Below are 21,515 nucleotides of genomic sequence, written 5' to 3' on the forward strand. Positions count from 1 at the left end.
ATCCTGTGCCCGACCTCGGTCGATGCGGTGGCCATGGCGTTGATCGGCATGATGCAGCAGCAAGGTTGTGGCGCCGATGCTTGGGGCGCCTATCATCTGGCAGGTACCGAGCCGATCAGCCCGTATACGTTCGCCTCCGTCGTGCGCACCTACCTCACCACGCATCTCGAGCGGCAGGAACGTGACGCGACATTGGGGACTTTGCACGCCTTGCATCATCATCATGATCACCCCTTGCGGCGAGTCCTGAACTGTCGCCGCGTGTTGGACGTTTTCGGTATCCACCAGAAGCCCTGGCGGCTTGAGCTGAGCCGTATGCTGGATGACTGGTGTCTGTTGCATGACAAGGAGTCAGCGACGTGAAGGTGTTACGCAGTCTCGTCTTTTATGCCGGCTACTTTCTGGCGCTGCTGATCAGCGGCCTAGTGTTACTACCGGTCGCGCCATTCTTGTCGTTGTTTTCGCGATTTCGGGTGCTGAATCTGTATAACCGCTTCATCGTGGGCTGGTTCGCCGTTTCCTGTGGGGTGCGTTATCACGTCAGCGGGCGCGATAACGTGCCTGAAGGGCCCTGCGTCGTGCTCGCCAATCATCAGAGCGAGTGGGAAACCCTGTTTCTGCAGTTGCTCAAGGTGCCGGTGTGCACGGTGCTCAAGCGTGAGCTGCTCAATATGCCGGTCTTCGGCTGGGGGCTGCGCTTGATCAAGCCTATCGCGCTGGATCGCGCGCGACCGTCGCGGGCCATGCGCATGGTGCTCGAGCAGGGCACGCAGCGTTTGGCTGAGGGACTATCGGTGCTGATCTTTCCCGAGGGTACGCGGGTGGCGCCAGGGCAGCGGCGGCGCTACAACAAGAGTGGGGTGGTGATTGCTTGTCGCTCTGGTGTCCCGGTGTTACCCGTGGCCCACAATGCCGGCGAACACTGGCCTGGGCGGCATTGGGTCAAGAAACCTGGAGATTTGAACGTAGTGGTCGGTGAGCCGATCGCCACGCAGGGGCGCTCCACCAACGAGGTATTGGCCGAGGTCGAGGAGTGGATCGAGGCGCAGCTTCGCGAAATCTCCGCGGAACCGCGTCCCGAGATCGAGAGCGAGCCTACCAAAGTGCCGGCCTGAGCCGCTGTCGACGGAAGCTGTGCCAGCACGCAAAAAGGGGTGTCTCTCACGAGACGCCCCTTTTGCGTGTTACCGGGAAAGCACGGCGCTGCGCTCGCTCAGCCCCGGTAGCGCTGCAGCACCAGGCAGGCGTTGGTACCGCCAAACCCGAAACTATTGGACAGCACGCGCTCGATGGCAGCATCGTCGCGGCGTTGGTCGACGATATCGAAACCTTGAGCGGCATCGTCTAGCTCGCTGATGTTGGCCGACGCGGCGATGAAGGCGTGCTCCATCATCAACAGTGAGTAGATGGTTTCCTGCACGCCGGTGGCGCCCAGCGAATGCCCGGTCAGCGACTTGGTGGAGCTCATTGCCGGCGTGGTATCGCCGAACACCTCGCGAATCGCCTGGAGCTCGGCGATGTCGCCCACCGGGGTGGAGGTGCCGTGGGTATTGATGTAGTCGATCGGGCCGTCCACGGTCGCCATGGCTTGCCGCATGCAGCGCGCGGCGCCCTCGCCGGAGGGTGCGACCATGTCGTAGCCATCGGAGTTAGCGCCATAGCCGACGATTTCGGCATAGATCTTGGCGCCACGTGCCTTGGCGTGTTCCAGCTCTTCGAGCACCAGCATGCCGCCGCCACCGGCGATGATGAAACCATCGCGGGAGGCGTCATAGGGACGTGAGGCGGTTTCGGGCGCATCGTTATAACTGGTCGAGAGCGCGCCCATGGCATCGAACAGGCAGGACAGCGTCCAATGCTCCTCTTCGCCGCCACCGGCAAAGACCACGTCCTGCTTGCCGAGCTGGATTTGCTCGACGGCACTGCCGATGCAGTGGGCCGAGGTCGCGCAGGCCGAGGAGATGGAGTAGTTGACGCCCTTGATCTTGAACGGCGTGGCGAGGCAGGCGGAGACCGTACTGCCCATGGTTCGCGTGACCCGGTAGGGGCCGACGCGACGCAGGCCCTTTTCGCGCAGAACATCGGCGGCTTCGACCTGATTGGCGCTGGACGCGCCGCCGGAGCCAGCGATCAAGCCGGTACGCTCGTTGGAGATATCGCTGTCATCGAGGCCGGCATCGCGGATCGCTTGTTCCATCGAAACATAGGCGAAGGCCGCAGCATCGCCCATGAAGCGACGCAGCTTACGGTCGATCAAGGTATCGAGATCGGCATTGATGACACCGGCCACGTGGCTGCGGAAGCCACGTTCCGCGTATTCATCTTTGTAACGAATACCCGAGCGTCCGCTGCGTAGCGCGTCCAGTACCTGATGCTGGTCATTGCCGAGGCAAGACACGATGCCTTGGCCGGTGACTACCACTCGTCGCATGGAAGCCTCCTGATCAGAAATTCGCGGTGGAGGTAAACAAGCCAACGCGTAAATCGTTGGCTTGATAGATATCGCGACCGTCGACCGAAACGGTGCCGTCGGCAATCCCCAGTATCAACCGCCGGGTAATGATCCGCTTGAGGTTGATCCGGTAGGTGACCTTCTCGGCGTTCGGCATGATCTGGCCCGAGAACTTGACCTCGCCGCAGCCCAGAGCGCGTCCGCGGCCAGGATGTCCCAGCCAACCGAGGTAGAAGCCGACTAGTTGCCACATGGCATCCAGGCCTAGACAGCCTGGCATGACCGGGTCGCCGGGGAAGTGGCAGTCAAAGAACCACAGGTCGGGGTGGATATCCAATTCGGCGATGAGTTCGCCCTTGTCGTACTCGCCTCCGCCCTCCTGGATTTGCGTGATGCGATCGAGCATCAGCATGTTGGGGGCCGGCAGCTGGGCGTTGCCTGGGCCGAAAAGCTCGCCCTGGCTGCATGCCAGCAGTTCTTCGTAGCTGAAAGAATGTTGCTTGGTCACTGAATCTTTCCGAGAGTCGAAATTGTGGTGCGTCGCAGAGCACGAACACCTTAGTCTACTGGCAGTGCCGAATGAATGCACGCTGGGCTAGCCTACCGGGCGCGCCTTATGGGTGCAATCCGAGGATGGGGGCGGGTTGCGCCGATCGCAAGAGAAGGGGCATGATGCCTGCACTTCACGAACCTCTCTTGATTGAGTCGCTAAATCGCCATGTGGTCCGTCTTTACGCTCAACCGTCCCTTGGTATGGACGGGCATTGCTGCCATGGCCTCCATGAGCCTTTTGCCGACGCTGATGTTGCGACTGGCGGCCTTGGTGATGGTGATCATTGGCGGTATGGATGCCTGGCGTCAAATCCGCCAGGAATCGACGCGACGTCAGCTTACCGAAGCCGCTCTGATGCTCTCCCCCGATGGTGTACTGATTTCCAACGCCCGCAATCGAATCGAGGCAGTCAATCCGGCCTTTACGCAGATCACCGGCTACAGCGACGAGGAGATACGCGGCCTCGACCCATCGGTACTCTCCTCGGGACGCCACGACAAGGCCTTCTACGAGAATTATTGGCAAAGCCTCAACGCTACCGGGCAATGGGAAGGGGAGGTCTGGAATCAGCGCAAACACGGTGATGAGTTTCCCGAATGGCTGCGTGTGCGGGCGATTACCGATGACAAGGGGGTTGTCACGCACTACGTGGGATTGTTCACCGATATCACGCGTCACAAGGCACGTGAGCAGGATCTACAGCGTATCGGCTTCGAAGATCCGCTGACCGGTTTGCCCAACCGTCGGCGTCTGCATGACCTGCTGGCCTCGCGCTTGCAGCGTCTGCGGGCCGGCGAAGAATTGGATATTGTGCTGATCGACATCGATGGCTTCAAGGCAGTCAACGATGCCATGGGCGTCGACCAGGGGGATCGTCTGCTATCGCGCTTTGGGCAGCGGCTCGCGGCGTTCGTTGCCGGTGGTGTCGTAGGCCGACTGGGCGGTGACGAGTTCATGGTCATTCGCACCACGACTTATGACGATCACGAACAATGGGTCGAAGGGCTGCGCGGGCATCTGAGCGAACCGTTCGAGATTGGCGACAAACCCCTGCGCCTGGGACTGACCATCGGCAGTTGTCGCGCGCCCGACGATGGACGCGATTCCGGCGTCTTGTTCCAACGCCTGGAGTCGGCGCTCTACGCCGCCAAGCGTCACGGGCGTAACTACAGCCAACGCTTCCGCCCCTCGCTGGAAGTCGATGGGGATCCCCAACTCGAGCTGCTCAACGAACTCCGCCAAGCGCTGGCGCACGGCACGCAACTCGAGCTCTTCTATCAAGCACAATACTATCTCGATGATGGCCGACTAGCCGGTATGGAAGCCTTGCTGCGCTGGTATCATCCCACGCATGGCATGATCTCGCCGGGAACGTTTATCCCCCTGGCCGAACGCCACGGTTTGATGGCATCCCTAGGCGACTTGGTGATCGATCGCGCCTGCGCGCAGTTGGCGACCTGGCGCCAGCAAGGCCTATCGTGCGTGCCAGTGTGGATCAACATCTCTGCAGTGCAGTTGATCCAAGGTGATCTCGAGTCGCGGTTGTCCGCGAGCTTGTCCAAACACAACGTACCTGCGGCCATGCTGGGATTGGCACTAACCGAGTCGGTGTTGCTCGATGAGCGTGCCGGAGACATCTCGACGCGTCTCGTCGCGCTGCGCGGTAAGGGACACCCGATCGCCATCGACGACTTCGGCACCGGCTATTCGTCGATGGCCTATCTCAAGGAACTGCCGGTGGACAAACTCAAGCTCGACCGCGCCTTCGTGCGTGCCCTACCCGACGACAGCGCCGATGCCGCGATCACTTCGGCAGTGCTCGCCATGGCACGTGGCTTGGGGCTGGATGTGATTGCCGAGGGGGTGGAAACGCAGGCGCAGCGAGACTATCTGCATTCAGAAGGCTGTTCCATGGTGCAAGGCTTTTTCTATGCCCGCCCCGAACGAGTCACCGATGTCGAGAAGCGGCTCAAGGACGATCTCGATATATCACTGTCCTGAGCGCCAGCCACCCGCATAGACTGCCCCAGAGCACGGCCTGCACCACCACTGCCCAAGGCGCCAGTTCGACATCCGCCAGGCGTGCGCCCCCCAAGTAGGAACTCGGTCCTCCGAGCGCCCCGCCCAACATTGCCAGCCGGGGGTGTGACCATAGCCAGGCGAGTGAATGGTGGAGGGTGGTTGCGAATAACGGCCAGAGCAGCCACAGCCACAGCGGTAGTCCCGATGCATCGGCAAAGCGTAAACCGCCGAGCAGCGTCAGCGTGCCGTCCACGCCCGCGCCCAGCATGGTGAACCCCACCAGCCAGCGCCACTCTCCCGGTTTGCTCAGCCATAGTAGATGACATGTCACGATCACCGTGGCTGTGGGCAACGCCCAGGGCGTACCACCCAGCACGCAGGCCAGCCAACCGGCCTGAAACGCGAGCGCGTTTATGACCTTGCCAAACATGGGATCAAGGTGCTCCGGTGAGTGGCGCGCGGCGGCTGCCGGGCTTGGCCAGCAGCCACTGCGAGGCGCCGATGGTACGCTCGCGGAAACCGCCCTCGCAGTAGCATAGATAATAACGCCACATGCGGATGAAGCGTTCGTCATAGCCGAGCTCACGAATGTGCTCGAGACTGGCCTCGAAGCGCTGACGCCACTCGTAAAGCGTGCGCGCATAATGCGATCCGATTTCGTCGAGGGCGAGTATGTTGAGTTGCGTGCGTTGTGCGATACTTTTCAGTATTGCCTGATGAGAGGGCAGGAACCCGCCGGGAAAAATATAGCGCTTGATGAAGTCGACCTCACGCTTGGCCGCCTCATAGCGCTGATCGCGAATGGTGATGGCCTGGAGCAGCGCCAAACCGTCGTCGTCGAGTAGACGGTCGACGGTGGCCAGATAAGTGGCCAGGTACTGGTGCCCCACCGCCTCGATCATTTCCACCGATACCAGACGGTCGTAGCGCCCCTCGAGGTCGCGATAATCACGCTTGAGCAGAGTGATGCGCTCTTCGAGACCGGCCTCGCGGATGCGTTGCGCGGTATGTGCGTACTGCTCCTCGGAAATGGTCGTGGTAGTGACGCGGCAGCCTCGGGTGCGCGCCGCGTAAAGTGCCAGCCCGCCCCAGCCGGTGCCGATCTCCAGCAAGTGATGCTCGGGGCCGATATCCAGCTTGTCGAGAATGAGCTCCAGTTTGTATGTCGAGGCGTCTTCCAGGCTGGCGTCGGGGTTTGGAAAGATGGCACTGGAGTACAGCCAGTGTTCGCGATCGAGGAACGTCTCGAAGAGGGCATTGCCGAGATCGTAATGTGCCGCCACATGGCGTCGGGCGCGCCCGGTGGTATTGCGCTGCAGGGTGTGGAGCGCGCTGAGAACACCCTGCGCCAGTCGTGCGGAACCCTTCTCCAGGCGTTCGTTGACGTGCTCCAGGTTGCGCGCGAGCAAGCGAATCAGCGCGACCAGGTCGTCGCAGTGCCAGTCACCCTCCATATAGGTTTCCCCGGCCGCAACGCTGCCCCCCAGCGCGATACGTCGCCATACTCGGTCGTGATGTATCCGCAGACGTACCGTGAGTGGTCCGCCCTGGCCGAGATGGTGTGTGCGTCCAGCTTCCTCGACGATCAGTACGCCGCCCTCGAGGGTCGACAGCTGCCGCAGCAGACGAGGCCTGAGCCAACGTGCCACGCGCGTGTCGAGCGTACTGGTAGACGTCTTGGTGGCGGAACGAGTCGTCGTCACGGGCGTGTCTCCTCGCCACGGGAATTTGAAAAGATCGGCATGCGCTTCAACCATAGGCGTAATGCCTCGAAATGAATGCCGGCCAGCGTCTTGAGACTCATCCAAGGGGCGCGTGCCAGAGTGACAAGCCACGCGCGCCGCCCAGCGGGTGCGAAACGCAGGCTCAGCGTCGCGTCGAAATGTCGCGTGGCCTCGCGCCATGCCTCCATGTGCATCAGCAGGTGCTCGCGTGGCGTGTTGAAGCGCCATCGATAACGCATGTCCATGGGGTTGAACGGCGAGACATGCAGCGCCTTGTCGAAATGGGCGGCATGGGTATGGCGTGTCGGCGTCACCGTATAGGCATAGACATGGCGCTCGCGCCATGGCGTGTTGGTGACTTCGCCGAGGATGGCGCACAGGCGTTCGTCATGGTCATAGACGTAATACAGCGTGATGGGATTGAAGAGCACGCCGCATAGGCGCAGCTGGGTCAACATGCGGACAGGGCCTGCGGGGGCCGCCTCGCCCAGCTCATGGCGCAATCGCTGATGCACTGCCGTCTTGAGCGGGAGATGCGTGGGCCCCAGATAATCCTCACGGCGAAAGCGCGCCAGCGCCGCACGTCGTGCACTGAAGCCTGGCAGCGCATCGAAGAGCTCGGGCAATTCGTCCAGGTCGAGCCAAGCCATCCAAACGCGGTAGGTGAAGCGATGCGCGCGCGGCGTGAAGCGCCGATGGCGCAGCTCGCCCAGGGCCACCCGGCTATGCAGAGGGGCGCTCATGCCGGAACTCCTTCAGGCACCGCGGTTGCCGACGAGAGAGGCCCTGACAGGGCATCGGATTCATCGCAGCCCAGAGCATGGGCCACGCGTAGCGCGCTCCAGACGCCATCCTCGTGGAAACCGTGGCGCCAGTACGCACCGCAGAAATGAGTGCGACGGTGCGGGCCGGATATTTCCGCATGGCGCTGTTGGGCGGCGCCGCCGGCTAGCGTAAAGCAGGGGTGGCGATAGACGAAGCGCCGCAGCATGCAGTCGGGGGCGATGGCGTCGCTGTCGTTGAGCGTCACGCAGAAACGCGTCGTGCCTGCCAGATGCTGGAGACGATTCATGTCGTAGGTCACTGAAACGCGCGCGTCGGCTTCGCGCCCGTCGACGCGATAGTTCCAGCTTGCCCAGGCGCGGCGACGACGTGGCAGCATCCGGGTATCGGTATGCAGGATGACGTCATTGTCTTGGTACGGCAGAGCGTCGAGGATCTCGCGCTCTGCTGGGCTGGGGTCATTCAGCATCGCCAGGGCCTGGTCGCTGTGGCAGGCGAGCACCACCTGGTCGAAGCGCTCCCGACCTTGGCGTGTGGTCAGTGTCACACCCGTTGCGTCGCGCTCGATACCCAGCACTGGGCAGGCCAGGCGGATGCGCTGGGCGTAGGCAGCCGTCAGCGGGGATATATAGCGTCGTGCACCGCCCACGAGCGTGTACCACTGGGGACGATTGTTCACCGACAGCAGCCCATGATGATGAAAGAAATGCACGAAGGATGTCAGCGGGAAATTCGCCATATCGTGCTCGCTGGCGGACCAGATGGCAGCGCCCATGGGCAGCAGGTAGCGGCGCCGGAACGTCTCGCCGTAGCCACCCCGCGTCAGGTATTCGCCCAGCGTCATGTCTGCCGGCAAGGTGCCGTTCGATAGATCGCGTACCGCGTGGCGATTGAAGCGCAGGATATCGCGCAGCATGCCGTGAAAGTCAGGGCGCAGAAGATTGCGACGTTGGGCGAACAGGGTGTCGAGGGTATGGCCGTTATATTCGAAATCTTCGTGCGTGGTATGCACCGAGAAGCTCATTTCGGTGGCCTGCGCGGATACGCCCAACTGCGCCAGCAAGCGCTGAAAGTGCGGATAGGTGCGGTCGTTGAAAACGATGAAACCGGTATCGATGGCATGCCGATGCCCATCTAGTTCGACATCCACGGTCGCCGTGTGGCCGCCGAGATGTTCGCTGGCCTCGAACAGGGTTACCTCGTGGCGTGGCGAGAGGTAATGGGCGCAGGCCATGCCGGCAATGCCTCCGCCGACTACCGCGATGCGTGAGGCGGGCACGTTCATGAGCAATCCTCTTCGGCGGTGTTGCGGGTCAACAGACGCCCGAGGCGATGACGTAACGCAGGCGGCAGAATACCCGCCAGCTTGACCAGCAAGGTGAAGCGGCGCGGGAAGTGGATGTCGAGTGCGCGTTTCTCCAGTCCGCGCAGGATGGCCTCGACGGCGGTATCGAGTTCGACGCGCATGGGCATGGGGAAGTCATTGCGCTCGGTTAGCGGCGTGCGCACGAATCCGGGATGTATGACGCTGACATCGATGCCTTGCGCCGCCAGATCCAGTCGCAGGGACGCGAGGAAGTAGCTGATCGCGGCCTTGGACGCACCGTAAGCCTCGGCGCGCGGTAACGGAAAGTACGCCGAGGCGCTGGAAACAGCCGCCAACTGCGGACGTTGTGTGCCATGCCGAGCGCGACGCAGTAGCGGTAGTGCCGCATCGATGGCGTACAGCGTGCCGTGGAGATTGGTGGCCAGCACATGCTCTATGAGGTCGACATCGAAGTTGCGCGCGTCCACGTATTCGCAGGTGCCGGCATTGAGCAGGGCTAGCTCGAGGCCTCCGAAGACGGCCTCTATATGTTCCCCGGCGGCGGTGACCGAGGTGCGATCGGTCAGGTCGGCGGGAACGACCAGGGCATTCTCAAAGGGGGCCGCCAACGCCTCCAGGGTATCGCGTCGACGCGCGGTCAGCGCGACCCGGTGGCCTTCCTTCAACAACCGCACGGCAAGTGCCTCGCCGATGCCTGATGTGGCGCCGGTCAACCAGATGCGCTGGGGGGCTGCTGATGCGGTCATGCGCTCTCCTCCAGGTGATACATGCTGACTAGTGCGGTGAAGATGTCGGACGCATGCGTCGCTTGAGCCAACGGATCAGCGTGCCTAATACGGGCAAGTGCTCGTAAAGCATCGCACCGGCGTCGAAGTAATCGCGTTGCCGGCAGACTCGATCGCCGTGGAACGTCAGTCGCGAACACCCCATGACCTCGAGCCTGCGCCCGCCGGCAAGTCGGGGGTGCTTGAGATACATGATCCAGTCGACGCAGGCGTCATCGCCCTCACGCTGACAGTGTCCGATGTCGAAGCGGCACTCGGTGACGTTGTCGAGCATCTCGGCGTAGTAACGTATTAACGCATCGCGCCCCTCGACATGATGTAACGAGTCTGTGAATGACACATCTTCAGTGTAGAGGTTTTCGAGGTCTCTTGTACACGTTTTGTCTAGATTTTTGAAGGCATGACAAAACGCCTCCAAGGCAGGATCCTGTCGCATGCGGTCCTCCGAGAAGGGCGAGGAGATGTGGCGTGAGCTCGGGGCGCGCGGTCACGTCGTCAGTGACTTGAAGGCGTCCAGTGCGCGTTGGCGTGCTGCCTTGTGATCGACGATGGGATCGGCATAGCCGGTTTGCCGGCGTTGCGTCTCGTCGGGGAAAAAGCGTGACTTGAGCGGCAACTTGGCCAACTCCGGCAGGTATTCAGCGATGAAGCGACCTTCCGGATCGAAGCGTTCCGCCTGGGTGGTGGGATTGAAGATGCGGAAATAGGGCGCTGCATCGGTGCCGGTGGAGGCCGCCCACTGCCAGCCACCATTGTTGGAGGCGAAGTCGCCGTCGATGAGGTGGCGCATGAAGAAGGCTTCGCCACGTCGCCAGTCGATCAGCAAGTGCTTGGAAAGGAACATCGCCACGACCATGCGTAGGCGGTTGTGCATCCAGCCGCGCTGGACCAACTGGCGCATTGCGGCGTCGACTAGCGGGTAGCCGGTCCGCCCTTCGCACCAAGCCTGAAACCCTGCGTCATCGTCGCGCCAGACCAGGCCCTTTGTATGCGACTGAAAGGGGCGGTGGCGGTTGATGTCGGGGAAGCTGGCGGCGATATGCAGATAGAACTCGCGCCAGATCAATTCGTTGGCCCAGGCGGTGAGGCCGGCGTCGCCGTCGGCCAGGTGCCCCTCGTTGTTGTTCATCACCGCGTGCAGGCATTGGCGATGCGAGATCATGCCCAGCGATAGGTAGGGTGAAAGCTCGCTGGTGCCGGGAAGCGTGGGGAAATCGCGCTGGCGCTTGTAGTGATAGCCGCGAAAACGCAGGAAGCGCTCGAGCCGGTCGCCGGCCTCGTCCTGCCCTGCAGGCCATAGACTCGGGTCGAGTGGCGCGTCGGCCATCGTCTCGAGATCGCGAGAAGGCGGCGGGTCGGCGTCGATGGTCAACTGGGCTTGGGGGGCAGGCTCTTCCACCAAGGCGATGCGGCGTGGCGCCAGCTCGCGATGCCAGGCCTTGGCGAACGGCGTGAACACGCTATACGGCTCCCCTTTGCCGGTGAGAAGCTCGCCGGGCGCGAAGGCGACGGCATCGGTGTGCCCCCATGTCGCCAGCCCAGCCTCCTGAAAGGTGGACTCCACTGCGGCATCGCGGCGGCGTTCGTTGAGGGGATATTCGCGATTGAAGTGCAGTGCGCTGGCGCCATGCTCACGCGCTAATTTGAGCAGTGCTGTGGGCGCCTCGTCGAAGGTCGCGATGCATCGCTGCAGCAAGGGGATATTGAGACCGGCCAGGTGCTCGCGAAGCGCTGCCACGCCGCGCAGCCAGAAATCGGCCTTGTTGGCGCCGTGGTCGTGACGTTGCCATTGCGGCAGGCTGGTCAAGAAAACGGCGATCACAGGTCCGCGTTCGGCGGCGGCTTGCAGAGCACGGTTGTCGAGGGTTCGCAGGTCGCTGCGGAACCACATCAATTGTACATCGGACATGGCCACTCCCTGGCAAATGTGTGCGGGTTAACGTCCCAGCAACCCTTGTAGGCGGCTGAGCGCAGCGGGCAGTTCGTCGCCGAGCGAGGCGACCTGGGTGTTTTCCAGTTCTGCGCTGCGGATGCGTGCCACGGGGCCGACCAGGCACAGTGGCATCTTGAGCTGCTCCGCCAGACGCGGCAACTGACGCCGAATGAGATCGCTGCGCTCGGCATATCCACTGGTCATGAGTACCACATCTGCCTTGAAGCGCTCTGCGGCGAGCGGCAACTCATTGAGCGGCAAGTCGGTATCCAGCCATTCGACCCGAAATCCCGAGGCCGACGCGACTAGCGCCAAAAGCAGCAGGCGCAACAGGTCGCGCTCCTCGGGCAGGCGTAACAGCAGTAGGCGCGTGCCCCGTGTGGCGTGATTGGCGTGGTACAGGCGGATGGCGACCCGCGTACGCAAGAAGCTTTCCAGCAAGCGGCGCTGCAATTCGGCACCGAACTGATCGCCCCAGCGCTCCTCGAGCTGTTCGATCACCGGCTGCCATAATTCGGTCACACACAAACCGGCGGGATAAAGCGCCATGCTGCGATTGAACAGGACCTCTAGCGTATCGCTATCCAGTGCGTCGACGGCCTGCAGTAGTCGCTGGCGCTGGCTTTCCCAGTCGCTGATATCCGGCGCAGGGACATCATTGGCTGAGGGTTCGGCCTGCTCGAGCAAATCGCGTACCTGACTGACGGGAACGCCCCGGTTGAGCCATTGCAGAATACGCTCGACGCGGCGTATGTCCTCGCGTGCATAAAGACGGTGTCCCTTGGGGGTACGCTGCGGACGAATCAAGCCGTAGCGGCGTTCCCAGGCGCGTAAGGTCACGGAATTGACACCGGTCAGCCGTGAAACCTCGCGGATCGGGTACAGCGGCGAATTGGCCGGATCCATCGCCTGCTCACTCATGCGCTTAGGTTCCTCCTGTAAGTCTTGTCATCTAGCATGAGGGATGAAGTTGTACGTCGCAATAGTTTTGTACAATTCCTATCACGTCTTAGTTCTCCGGCGCCGCCTCTGCACGGGCCGTCACGATGCCTGCCAATGCCTCGACGAAGGCGGGGTGCTGGCCGACGGGATCGAGCAGCGTCAGTGCCGCCTGGGGATACTGCGCACGCAATGCCTCGAGCTGGCTTGGAACGTCCTGGCGTAAGTGGCGCCCGGCGGCAAAAAACAGCGGTAAGATATCGAAGCGTCGATGGCCTTGGTCATAAAGTTCGGCGACTCGGGTTTCCAGCGAGGGTTCGCTTAGCTCCATGTAGGCGATGACCGCGGGGGTCTCGAGGCGCGCACGCAGGTCGTGCTCAAGCGTCTCGAAGGGCGCGCGCCACCGCGCATCGCTGGAGCCATGGGCAAGTAGGATCAAGGCGTGGCTCATCGAGCGATCTCCTGTGGTGAATGAAGTGATGCCTTGCGTGGCGACGACAGCCGCGTGGCGGGTGGCCATGAGCTATGCTTTTCCGTCAGGTCAATGCATATTTACCTGGACAACTCTAGCAAATTGTACAACGGTCGTATAATACGTATTTGGAGAGTCATTATGCGCATCCTGATCACCGGCGGTAGCGGTTTCGTCGGACGGCTGCTCTGCCACCGCCTACATGAAGCTGGGCATCGGTTGCTAGTGGTGTCGCGCTCGCCAACCCGGGCGCAGACGCATCTGCCCGAAGGCATCGAGATCCGCGAGTCGGTCATGGCCTTTACCGATGACGCTCCCGAGGCGATCGTCAATCTCGCTGGCGAGCCCATCGCCGACAAGCGCTGGAGCGAGGTGCAGAAAAAGCGATTGCTCGAGTCGCGGCTGAACATCACGCGCGAGCTGGTGACGCTGTGCGAGCGCCTGGAAACGCCGCCTCGGGTCATGGTATCCGGGTCGGCCATGGGCTTCTACGGCGATCAGGGAGAGCGCGACGTCACCGAGCAGACGCCACCCACCGATGAGTTCGCCCATCGCTTGTGCGCGCAGTGGGAATCGGCGGCACGGGCGGCTGAACCGTTGGGCGTGCGGGTCGCGCTGTTGCGTACCGGATTGGTGCTCGGCGCCGGTGGCGGCACACTGAGCAAGCTGCTTCCGCCTTTTCGTCTAGGTCTCGGCGGCCGGCTGGGAAACGGGCATCAGTACATGCCGTGGATTCATCGCGAGGACCTGGTACGCATCGTACTGTTGTTGCTCGAGCAGGATGACCTCGAAGGGCCTTTCAATGCTTCCGCTCCGCATCCCGTCACCAATGCCGACTTCACTCGTACCCTGGCGCATCACCTGCATCGCCCCGCGCTGATGGCGGTGCCTGCCCGTTTGCTACGGCTGGCTCTGGGCGAGATGTCACGCGTGTTGCTGACCGGTGCCCGCATGCGCCCCGCGCGCTTGGAAGCGGCGGGGTTCACGTTTCACTATCCGACGCTGGACAGCGCCCTGAAGGAGATTCTCGGACACTGACGCGTGGTCTCTCGACCTAGGATTGCTCGGGTGGGTCGACGGTGACGATAACGCGCACTGCGTCGAGGCGTAGCCGCGTGGCATCGATGGCCGTATCCAGTGCCTGGCGCTCTTGGGTGAGGGCGTCGATTTCCGCGTCGCGCACTGCCGGGTTGTGGCGTGCCAAAGCTTTGAGACGGGCCAGCTCGGTGTCCAGCGTCTCGCGCATGCGCGTCTGTGCGGCCTCGACGATGCTCGGCAATTCGTTCTCGGCCTCGCCCTCGGCGTTGGTCAAAAGCTCGCGCAATTGCGCATGGCGCGACTTGATCAGATCCCGCGCGACGGCCTTCTTGACCTTCTTGAGATTTTTCGCCAGGCCCCCGAACGAGACCTTCTGAGTCAGGTTGGCGCCCGATTCGTCGAGCAGCAAGCGAACTGCCGTGGGTGGCAAAAAGCGCCCGACATTCAGATGCTTGGGCGCCGGACAGTGGGTCCGGAACACCAGCTCGGCCATCAGTCTACCGCCGGGAATCGAGGGATGCTGAAGCAGTGCCAGCGCCGTGTTGCCCAAGGTGCCATCGAGGATGCGCTCCATCATTTCGCGCACCAGAGGATGTTCCCAGGAGAGGCGCTGCACGTCGTCGCGGGCCAGAGCGCGCTGCCGATCGAAGGTGGCCGAGAAACCTTCCTCGCCTTTGACCAGCCCCGGCAGGCTGTCGAGCATGTGTGGCCCCGCCAGCAGGTACTGGATATCGCCACCCAGGTCGCGACTCTCGACGCCGAACACGTCCAGCGCCTTATCGACGTAACGCGGCAACGTCGTGTCTTCGTCCAGCTCGCGGATAGCCTCGGTGATATCCTGGGCGCGTTCCGGGCGATAGGCGTTCCATTCCAGGAGTCGGTCGCGGCCGGCCTCATGCGCAGCGAGGCGACTGTCGAAATAGGCGCGCGTTTCCGCGATGACCTCTTCGAGGGCGTCGTTGTCGAGGAGGGAATCAGCCACGGTATCGCCGAAGGCATCGTAGAGCTCGCTGCCGATGCCATGCGGTGCGTTGAAGGCACGCATGCCCTCATCGTACCAGCGCAGCAGGCGCTCGCCGGGGCTGTCTTCGAACACCGGCACGTAGAGCTCGATGGCGTGTTGCTGGCCGATGCGGTCGAGGCGGCCGATGCGTTGCTCGAGCTGATCGGGATGCGCCGGCAGGTCGAACATCACCAGATGGCGACAGAACTGGAAGTTGCGCCCCTCGGAGCCGATTTCCGAGCACACCAGCACCTGGCAGCCGTCTTCGTCGTCGGCGAAGGCCGCAGCGGCCCGGTCGCGCTCGATGAGCGTCATGCCCTCGTGGAACACGGGCGCCTGGAGACCGCCCAGGACGCGTAGTGCCTCGCTGAGATCGATGGCGGTTGTGCGGTCGTGGGCGATGACCAGTACCTTGTCGCGGCCCACCTCGGTCAAGCGCTCCAGGAGCCAAGTCACGCGCGGATCGATCTGCCACCAGGGTTCGGTATTGAGCGTACCGACGCCCGGCGCACCGACGCCCGGCGAATCGTCGCTTAGCGCACGGTACATGGCGTCGGGATAGAGCAGCACCTCGGGATGATCGAGCCCGGTCGCGATCAGCAGATCGTCGAGGTAATCCATGTCGCGATCCAGCTTGCGCAGTTCGCGGCGGTAACTGGAGGGCGGGGTCAGGCGCGAGACGTGCAAATGACGCTCGGGGAAGCCGGCGACATGGCGGCGGCTGTTGCGGAACATCACGCGGCCGGTGCCGTGGCGGTCGAGCAATTGCTCGCGGAGCTGGTGGCGGGCGCTATGGTGCTGCGCCCCGTCGCTTTCAGGGTCGAACAGCGTCTCGAGAAGCGCCTGACTGTCCGCATCGTCGATGACGGCACCCACGGCGTCGCGATCCACGGCATCGCCGGGCAGGCGTTCCAGGGCGTCCACTGCCTCGGCGACCTTGGCATAGCCCGCTTCCTCGGCGACGAAGGCCTCCAGGTTGGTGTAGCGCTCGGGGTCGAGCAGACGCAGTCGCGCGAAGTGGCCGGCCTGGCCCATCTGCTCGGGAGTGGCGGTGAGCAGCAGTACACCGTCGATGACACGCGCCAACTGCTCGACGCAGGCATAGCCGGGGCCGCTGGCCTCGGGCGTCCAGTCGAGATGATGGGCCTCGTCGACGATCAGTAGATCCCAGTCGCAGGCCTGGGCCTGGGTTTGGCGGTGCGGATTGGCGAACAGCCATTGCTGACTGGCGAGCACCAGTTGGGCGTTCTCGAACGGGTTGCCCGTGCTGTGTTGGCTTTGCTGTTCGTCGAGCAGCGTGAAATGCAGCGAGAAGCGGCGCAGCATTTCCACCAGCCATTGATGGCTCAGGCTGTCGGGCACCAGGATCAATGCACGCTCGACACGCCCGGTGAGCAGTAGGCGGTGAAGGATCAAACCGGCTTCGATGGTCTTGCCCAGGCCCACTTCGTCGGCAAGCAGTACGCGCGGGGCATGACGGCGCGAAACCTCGTCGGCGATGTACAGCTGGTGAGGGATGAGGTCGACACTTGGCCCGGCCAGGCCGTTCGCCGGGTGCTGGGCAATGCGGTGATAATGGTGCAGGGTACGGTAGCGCAGTTCGAACCAGTCGTTGCGGTCGACCTGGCCGGTAAGCAGTCGGTCGCGTGCCTGCTGAAAGCGCATGCTATCGGCGAGGCGACTTTCGGGAAGCTCGTCGTATTCACCGTCCGCCGTCTCGACGACATAGACCAGTAGCCCGTCGGCTTCCTTGGTGTCATCGACGGTCAGTGTGCGGCCGTCGGCGGCTTCGATCCGGTCGCCGGCGCCGAAGACGACGCGGGTCAGCGGCGCCTGGCGAACGCTATAGGTGCGCGTTTCCTGGCTGGCGGCAAAGAGAACGGTCACGCTTCGGACGTCACAGCTCAGGATCGTGCCCAGCCCCAGCTCGGCTTCGCCGTCGCTGACCCAGCGCTGGCCCGGAATGAATTCGCTCATGATGCCTCGGGATGATGATGTAACGGTACGTGGCGCGCCGTCTTGCCGGGGGAGCATGCAGGACGGCGGGGCGCGGTATTCTACCGGAAAGCGGCGGAGGGCTTAATAGGCGATTGCGTTTTCAGGTCGTGGGCGACAGCCAGCGCATGAGACGCGCCGTGGAAATCTCGCCAGCCTGGTAATCGCGCAACCTGCCGTGGATGTCGAAGCGCAGTGTCAGTGGCAACGCGGGCATGTCGAAATAGGCCTGCAGGCGTTGTTGCGGGTCACGCAGGTCATGGATGAAAGAGATATTTCGGGCATCCAGGTAGCGTGCGGCTTGCAGCAGCGTCTGGCCTTCGTTGACCGTCACTACGGTGGCATCGTGCTGCATATCGTTGAGCCGTGCCAGCGTTCGGCGGCATGCCCGGCAATCGCTGCGCCACAGCACCACGATGAGCGGAGGCCCCGACGCCAGCGTTTCGATGGGCGTCGGGGTGCCATCGAGCGCGTTCAAGGTCAGGTTCGGTAAACGCGGGGGCGGAGCATCGCCTACCAGCGGTTGCCAAACGTTCAAGCCCCACCATATCGCGCTGCACGCCATGAGCGCGCCCGTGGCCAGTCGCACCTGACGCGCGGGAAGGTCGCGCAAGCGCCACAGTGTCCACGCGACGGCGCCGAGCAAGGCGCCCAGCGGGTGATACCCGGACTGCCACAGCGTGATGGCCTCGAGCGGCGCCACGCGATAAGCCTCGGCATGAAGCGCGATATACATCAGGCGAGCCCCGATCAGCGCTGCCACCAGCGTACCGCTCAACCACTGGCGTCGACGTGTGCGGGATAGGCGTAACAACGCACCCAGCGCTAATAGTGCGAGCGCCGCGACGGCGGCGTATAGAGGCGCAGAGGGAAGCGGCACGTGGCCGAGCATGATCGGCGGCATGGGGTTCTCATGGTGGCGATGACGAATCGCGATGCCTGACACGTTACACTAACGCCCTTGGGGTCGCCTCTTTTAAGTGTGGTGACTGAGTTGCAGTCCTCGCGCGGCGTCGGGGCGAAGCGGAAAGGGGAGAGTGCATGGTGAGTTCGCGCTATGGGAGCGATGGGTTGCGCGCGGCAGCCATCGCCAGTCAGGCCCTGGGGTTCATCCTGATCATGACGTTGGAAACGTGTCTGGGCGACGCGGCACGCCCCTGGCAGGGCGTGACCCTGGCGCTGATGCTTCTCGCTGCATGCTGGGTGGCGCTGATGCGTCACTATCGTCGCAACAAGAAGCGCCGGGCCATGGCCGAGCGCGTCAGGCGCACGCAGGAAGATGATGACGACTGAGGTGGCGCCTCATGGGCCCGATCCGTGCAGGCCCAAGTGTTGGCAGCGACGTGGGTCGAGGGCCAGCAGCATCAGCTGCCAATCGCCGGGCAGCGGCATGGTCAGTACCCGCCAGGCACAGCTACGCGATGCGCTGGGATTTTCGCGTGACGCCTCCACGCAGTATGCACCCTGGCTCGTCAGCAAAGGCGAAAGTCGTTCGAACTCCACGTTGTCGGCTTCCAGGCGTAGCGTGCTGGCGGGCGCCTCAGGATATTCCTCAAGCAGTAGCACATGACTGTTATAGCCTTCGCAGTATAGTTCAAGATAGGCGCTGTGCGAAGTACGCAACAAGACGGTCAGTGCCAAGTGTGTCTGTAACCACTCGAGCAAGGGTGCAAGGCGCGCGACATGAAGTGCGGCAGGTTCCAGCGATAAGCGTTGCATGATGGACTCCCAGGACACCGATGGGCGTATCCATCAGTATGGATGCTGACGCGCCGCTGGAAAGCACTGCATGACAACGCTGCGTGAAGCGAGTGTCCGAGCGCCGTCATCATGATAGAACCGCCGACGTGGCGCACATAGCGCAATTGGCCACCTGGTGCGCCTCTAGAATCTGTCAGGTGTCCATTCAGAAGCCTGACAATCGCGATAGCATTGGCCGTCGCGAACGAAAGCGAGGCTGGTCACTCTCTATCTAGATCGACGGGGTTCCATCTGCACCTTGTTAGGCCTTCTCCCCTAGAGCGGCAATATGGTCCGGCAAGCGATCGTGAGAACCATACATGAAGTGGTTCTCCATGCGCTCTGCAAATCGGGCAGCTTCCGGCTCACGCTCCACCGCCATGGCCACCTCACGCACGTGCATCGGTGATGCGCCGCAGCATACGCCAAGATAGTTGACCCCCTGAGCATAAGCGTCGCGAGCGAAGGCGCCGAGTTCGTAACGATTGCAGAACAGTGGGTCCAGGGCGGTTGGGAAAGGGCGTCCATGGGGAGCTGGGCAGCTGCATCCCTGATCGTCGGAGAGATTGAAGAAGGTCGGCTCCTGCTCGGTGGTGCGGTAAGTCACCGGCAGCGCTGCCACATGGCAGTCAACGGCATCGCGGACCTGCTGGATCCAGGGCAACATGGTATCTGGCCCTCTGAAGCAATTCAGGCCGACCACACTGGCGCCTTTCTTCTCAAGGGCAACACAGGTTTCCACGATGCCGGGGCCATCGATCATGCGATTCTCGGCCATTGGCGCCAGGGTGACGACGGCAGGCAGTCCCTTGGCCTTGATCGCTTCCAAAGCCGCCTCAGCTTCTCCGGCATAGTAGAACGTTTCTGCGATGATGAAGTCAGCGCCTTCCTCCACGGCCCATTGCACCATCTCGTCGAACATGGCGCGCACACTCTGCTGGGAGGTCGGGTCTTCAGGGTCCCAGATGTTGCTGTTGGAAATGTTGCCAGCCATCAGATTATCGGCCTTTTCATCGGCTACCTTACGCGCAATCTTCAAGGCAGCCCGATTCAACGGTTCCAGCAGGTCTTCCTTGCCGATCACGCGCATTTTTTCGCGGTGACCGTTGTAGGTGAACGCTTGAACCACGTCTGATCCCGCATGCTGGAAATCACGGTGCAGCGCTTCCAGTGCGTCCGGGCGCAGCAGCGCCACCTCGGGCACGAATTCACCGGCAGAGAGATAGCCGCGCCGTTCAAGCTCGAACAGAAAGCCTTCGGCACATATGAGAGGACCCTGGTCGAGTCGTTGAGTGATCAGATCGTGTGCCATGAATACTCCGGGGCGGTATGTGTCTTCAATTGGCTGCATTTTGGCAGCCCTTTAACTTCCACCACCAGTGAAGGATTCTTGTCCTTAGATGAATCAAATTCATTCAAGAGCAAATTGCCAGTAGAGGCATGAATATTCACTCGGCGCTTTGGTGTGTGAGGTGATAGCGTCAGCTAGCCTTTCCTCCAGATACCAAGGCAGTGCCGGGACCATTGCAGTCAGCGCGGCTCCAACAAAAAACGGCCACCGCTCCGAAGAGCCAGTGGCCGTTTTCATGGAATCTTTGGTCGGAGTAGCAGGATTCGAACCTACGACCTCTGCCTCCCGAAGGCAGCGCTCTACCAAGCTGAGCTATACTCCGTTCGCGCCGGGGTGCCGGCTCGACGGGGCTGCATTATACGCATCCGCGGTGCGCGCGCAACCCTATTTGCGAGGCGGGGTCAGGTTTGGCGCTCGACAGCGAGATGGGCCAGTTCGGCCATGCTGTCGCGGTAGCGGCTCTCGGGCAGAAGCTCGAGCTGAGCGAGCGCGCGGTCGGCCATTTCCACGGCGCGGCGGCGAGTATATTCCAACGCGCCGGTATTATTGACGATGGCCAGCACCTCGTCGAGATGATCGAGCCCGCCCTGGCGGATAGCACGGCGAATCAGTTTGGTCTGTTCGGCATCGCCGGCAGCCATGGCATGGATGAGCGGCAGCGTGGGTTTGCCCTCGGCCAGGTCGTCGCCGACGTTCTTGCCCATGGCGTCGGCATCGCCCTGATAGTCGAGCAGGTCGTCGACGAGCTGGAAGGTCAGGCCTAGATAGCGCCCGTAGAGCTTGAGTGCCTCTTCCTGCGCGGGGCTTGCCTCGGCGAGCACCGCGCCGCTGTGGCTGGCGGCCTCGAAGAGCATGGCGGTCTTGCCCTGAATGGTGTCGAAGTAGGCGGCCTCGTCGATATCGGGGTTGCCGATATTCGTCAGCTGCAGTACCTCACCTTCGGCGATCACGCACGTGGCGCCGGAAAGAATCTCCATCACGCGCATCGAGCCGACCTCGACCATCATCTGGAACGAGCGCGAATAAAGGAAGTCGCCGACCAGCACTGAGGGCGCATTGCCCCAGGCGTCGTTAGCGGTGGCCTTGCCGCGTCGCAGATGAGACTCGTCGACGACGTCGTCGTGCAATAGCGTCGAGGTATGCATGAACTCGATCAGCGTGGCCAGGGTCACGTGGCGATCGCCAGGGTAGTCCAGCGAGCGCGCCGCGAGCAGCACGAGCAGAGGGCGCAGCCGTTTGCCGCCGCTTTCGATGATGTAGTGACCAATGGTTTCGACGAGAGGAACCCGAGAAGCCAGTTGGGCGAGGATGGTGCGATCGACGGCGGCGAAATCATCCGCGACCGCCGCATGGATGGGCGATGCGTTGGGCTGCATGGGTCGGCTTGTCGCAATAAGG

Annotated in this window: 21 protein-coding genes and 1 tRNA gene; 5 read left to right on the forward strand and 17 right to left on the reverse strand. The window is 62.5% G+C overall.

Annotation, left to right across the window (positions count from 1 at the left end; all coding sequences use genetic code 11):
- Positions 1-363 (forward strand): sugar nucleotide-binding protein (locus OP495_RS11745; RefSeq protein ID WP_280569435.1); only part of this gene is annotated, 363 nt, incomplete at its 5' end.
- The gene (locus OP495_RS11750; RefSeq protein ID WP_280564118.1) at positions 360-1,115 is read left to right on the forward strand and encodes a lysophospholipid acyltransferase family protein; all 756 of its coding nucleotides are present in this window, start codon (positions 360-362) and stop codon (positions 1,113-1,115) included. The genes OP495_RS11745 and OP495_RS11750, both read left to right, overlap by 4 nt.
- Positions 1,116-1,213: 98 nt before the next feature.
- On the opposite strand, the gene fabB is transcribed toward OP495_RS11750, so the two are convergent.
- Positions 1,214-2,431 (reverse strand): beta-ketoacyl-ACP synthase I, encoded by a 1,218-nt coding sequence (gene fabB, locus OP495_RS11755; protein WP_280564120.1) that lies wholly within the window; start codon positions 2,429-2,431, stop codon positions 1,214-1,216.
- A gap of 13 nt (positions 2,432-2,444) precedes the next feature.
- Positions 2,445-2,960, reverse strand: a complete 516-nt coding sequence (gene fabA, locus OP495_RS11760; RefSeq protein WP_040239351.1) for a 3-hydroxyacyl-[acyl-carrier-protein] dehydratase FabA — start codon at positions 2,958-2,960, stop codon at positions 2,445-2,447.
- 210 nt (positions 2,961-3,170) lie between these two features.
- Here fabA and OP495_RS11765 point away from each other — a divergent pair, with 210 nt between their 5' ends.
- On the forward strand, positions 3,171-5,006 hold the full coding sequence (locus tag OP495_RS11765) for a GGDEF domain-containing phosphodiesterase (RefSeq protein ID WP_280569438.1): 1,836 nt from the start codon (positions 3,171-3,173) through the stop codon (positions 5,004-5,006).
- On the opposite strand, the gene OP495_RS11770 is transcribed toward OP495_RS11765, so the two are convergent.
- The 9 genes from OP495_RS11770 to OP495_RS11810 form a co-directional block, all read right to left on the reverse strand.
- Complete coding sequence (locus OP495_RS11770; protein WP_280569439.1) at positions 4,975-5,457, reverse strand: DUF2878 domain-containing protein; 483 nt, start codon at positions 5,455-5,457, stop codon at positions 4,975-4,977. The genes OP495_RS11765 and OP495_RS11770 overlap by 32 nt on opposite strands.
- A 4-nt stretch (positions 5,458-5,461) precedes the next feature.
- Positions 5,462-6,730, reverse strand: coding sequence for a cyclopropane-fatty-acyl-phospholipid synthase family protein (locus tag OP495_RS11775; protein ID WP_280569442.1), 1,269 nt, complete (start codon positions 6,728-6,730; stop codon positions 5,462-5,464).
- A complete protein-coding gene (locus OP495_RS11780; protein ID WP_280569444.1) occupies positions 6,727-7,494 on the reverse strand; it encodes a DUF1365 domain-containing protein in 768 nt (255 codons plus the stop codon). Before OP495_RS11780 ends, OP495_RS11775 begins: the two co-directional genes overlap by 4 nt.
- Positions 7,491-8,819, reverse strand: coding sequence for an FAD-dependent oxidoreductase (locus tag OP495_RS11785; RefSeq protein WP_280569445.1), 1,329 nt, complete (start codon positions 8,817-8,819; stop codon positions 7,491-7,493). The genes OP495_RS11780 and OP495_RS11785 overlap by 4 nt, the downstream gene beginning before the upstream one ends.
- Entirely contained in the window at positions 8,816-9,607 is a 792-nt protein-coding gene (locus tag OP495_RS11790; protein ID WP_280569447.1) for an SDR family NAD(P)-dependent oxidoreductase, read from the reverse strand. Before OP495_RS11790 ends, OP495_RS11785 begins: the two co-directional genes overlap by 4 nt.
- Positions 9,608-9,635: 28 nt before the next feature.
- Positions 9,636-10,082: a nuclear transport factor 2 family protein gene (locus OP495_RS11795; RefSeq protein WP_280564132.1), complete on the reverse strand. Its 447-nt coding sequence runs from the start codon at positions 10,080-10,082 to the stop codon at positions 9,636-9,638.
- A gap of 51 nt (positions 10,083-10,133) precedes the next feature.
- Complete coding sequence (phrB, locus tag OP495_RS11800) at positions 10,134-11,555, reverse strand: deoxyribodipyrimidine photo-lyase (protein ID WP_280569449.1); 1,422 nt, start codon at positions 11,553-11,555, stop codon at positions 10,134-10,136.
- Between the two features lie 27 nt (positions 11,556-11,582).
- On the reverse strand, positions 11,583-12,500 hold the full coding sequence (locus OP495_RS11805; protein ID WP_280564134.1) for a MerR family transcriptional regulator: 918 nt from the start codon (positions 12,498-12,500) through the stop codon (positions 11,583-11,585).
- Positions 12,501-12,588: 88 nt separating this feature from the next.
- Positions 12,589-12,969 (reverse strand): CbiX/SirB N-terminal domain-containing protein, encoded by a 381-nt coding sequence (locus OP495_RS11810; protein WP_280569450.1) that lies wholly within the window; start codon positions 12,967-12,969, stop codon positions 12,589-12,591.
- A 162-nt stretch (positions 12,970-13,131) separates the two neighbouring features.
- Between OP495_RS11810 and OP495_RS11815 the strand changes: the two genes are divergently transcribed.
- Positions 13,132-14,028 (forward strand): TIGR01777 family oxidoreductase, encoded by an 897-nt coding sequence (locus OP495_RS11815; protein ID WP_280569452.1) that lies wholly within the window; start codon positions 13,132-13,134, stop codon positions 14,026-14,028.
- Between the two features lie 16 nt (positions 14,029-14,044).
- Here the strand turns inward: OP495_RS11815 and rapA are convergent, their stop codons facing one another.
- Together rapA and OP495_RS11825 are read right to left on the reverse strand one after the other, a co-directional pair.
- Complete coding sequence (gene rapA, locus OP495_RS11820; protein WP_280564137.1) at positions 14,045-17,008, reverse strand: RNA polymerase-associated protein RapA; 2,964 nt, start codon at positions 17,006-17,008, stop codon at positions 14,045-14,047.
- Between the two features lie 121 nt (positions 17,009-17,129).
- On the reverse strand, positions 17,130-17,930 hold the full coding sequence (locus OP495_RS11825) for a TlpA disulfide reductase family protein (RefSeq protein ID WP_280569453.1): 801 nt from the start codon (positions 17,928-17,930) through the stop codon (positions 17,130-17,132).
- A gap of 137 nt (positions 17,931-18,067) precedes the next feature.
- Here OP495_RS11825 and OP495_RS11830 point away from each other — a divergent pair, with 137 nt between their 5' ends.
- The gene (locus OP495_RS11830) at positions 18,068-18,319 is read left to right on the forward strand and encodes a hypothetical protein (RefSeq protein ID WP_280564139.1); all 252 of its coding nucleotides are present in this window, start codon (positions 18,068-18,070) and stop codon (positions 18,317-18,319) included.
- 9 nt (positions 18,320-18,328) lie between these two features.
- Here OP495_RS11830 and OP495_RS11835 read toward each other — a convergent pair whose 3' ends face one another.
- The 4 genes from OP495_RS11835 to ispB all read right to left on the reverse strand — a co-directional run bounded on the left by OP495_RS11835 (position 18,329) and on the right by ispB (position 21,493).
- Entirely contained in the window at positions 18,329-18,745 is a 417-nt protein-coding gene (locus OP495_RS11835; RefSeq protein ID WP_280564140.1) for a hypothetical protein, read from the reverse strand.
- A gap of 283 nt (positions 18,746-19,028) precedes the next feature.
- Entirely contained in the window at positions 19,029-20,078 is a 1,050-nt protein-coding gene (locus tag OP495_RS11840; RefSeq protein ID WP_280569454.1) for a homocysteine S-methyltransferase family protein, read from the reverse strand.
- Positions 20,079-20,362: 284 nt separating this feature from the next.
- Positions 20,363-20,439: transfer RNA gene (locus tag OP495_RS11845), tRNA-Pro, on the reverse strand.
- 79 nt (positions 20,440-20,518) lie between these two features.
- Positions 20,519-21,493 (reverse strand): octaprenyl diphosphate synthase, encoded by a 975-nt coding sequence (gene ispB / locus OP495_RS11850; protein WP_280564424.1) that lies wholly within the window; start codon positions 21,491-21,493, stop codon positions 20,519-20,521.
- Between the last annotated feature and the right edge of the window lie 22 nt (positions 21,494-21,515).

Origin of the sequence: Chromohalobacter sp. 296-RDG (assembly GCF_029889885.1) — a bacterium.
GTDB lineage: Bacteria > Pseudomonadota > Gammaproteobacteria > Pseudomonadales > Halomonadaceae > Chromohalobacter.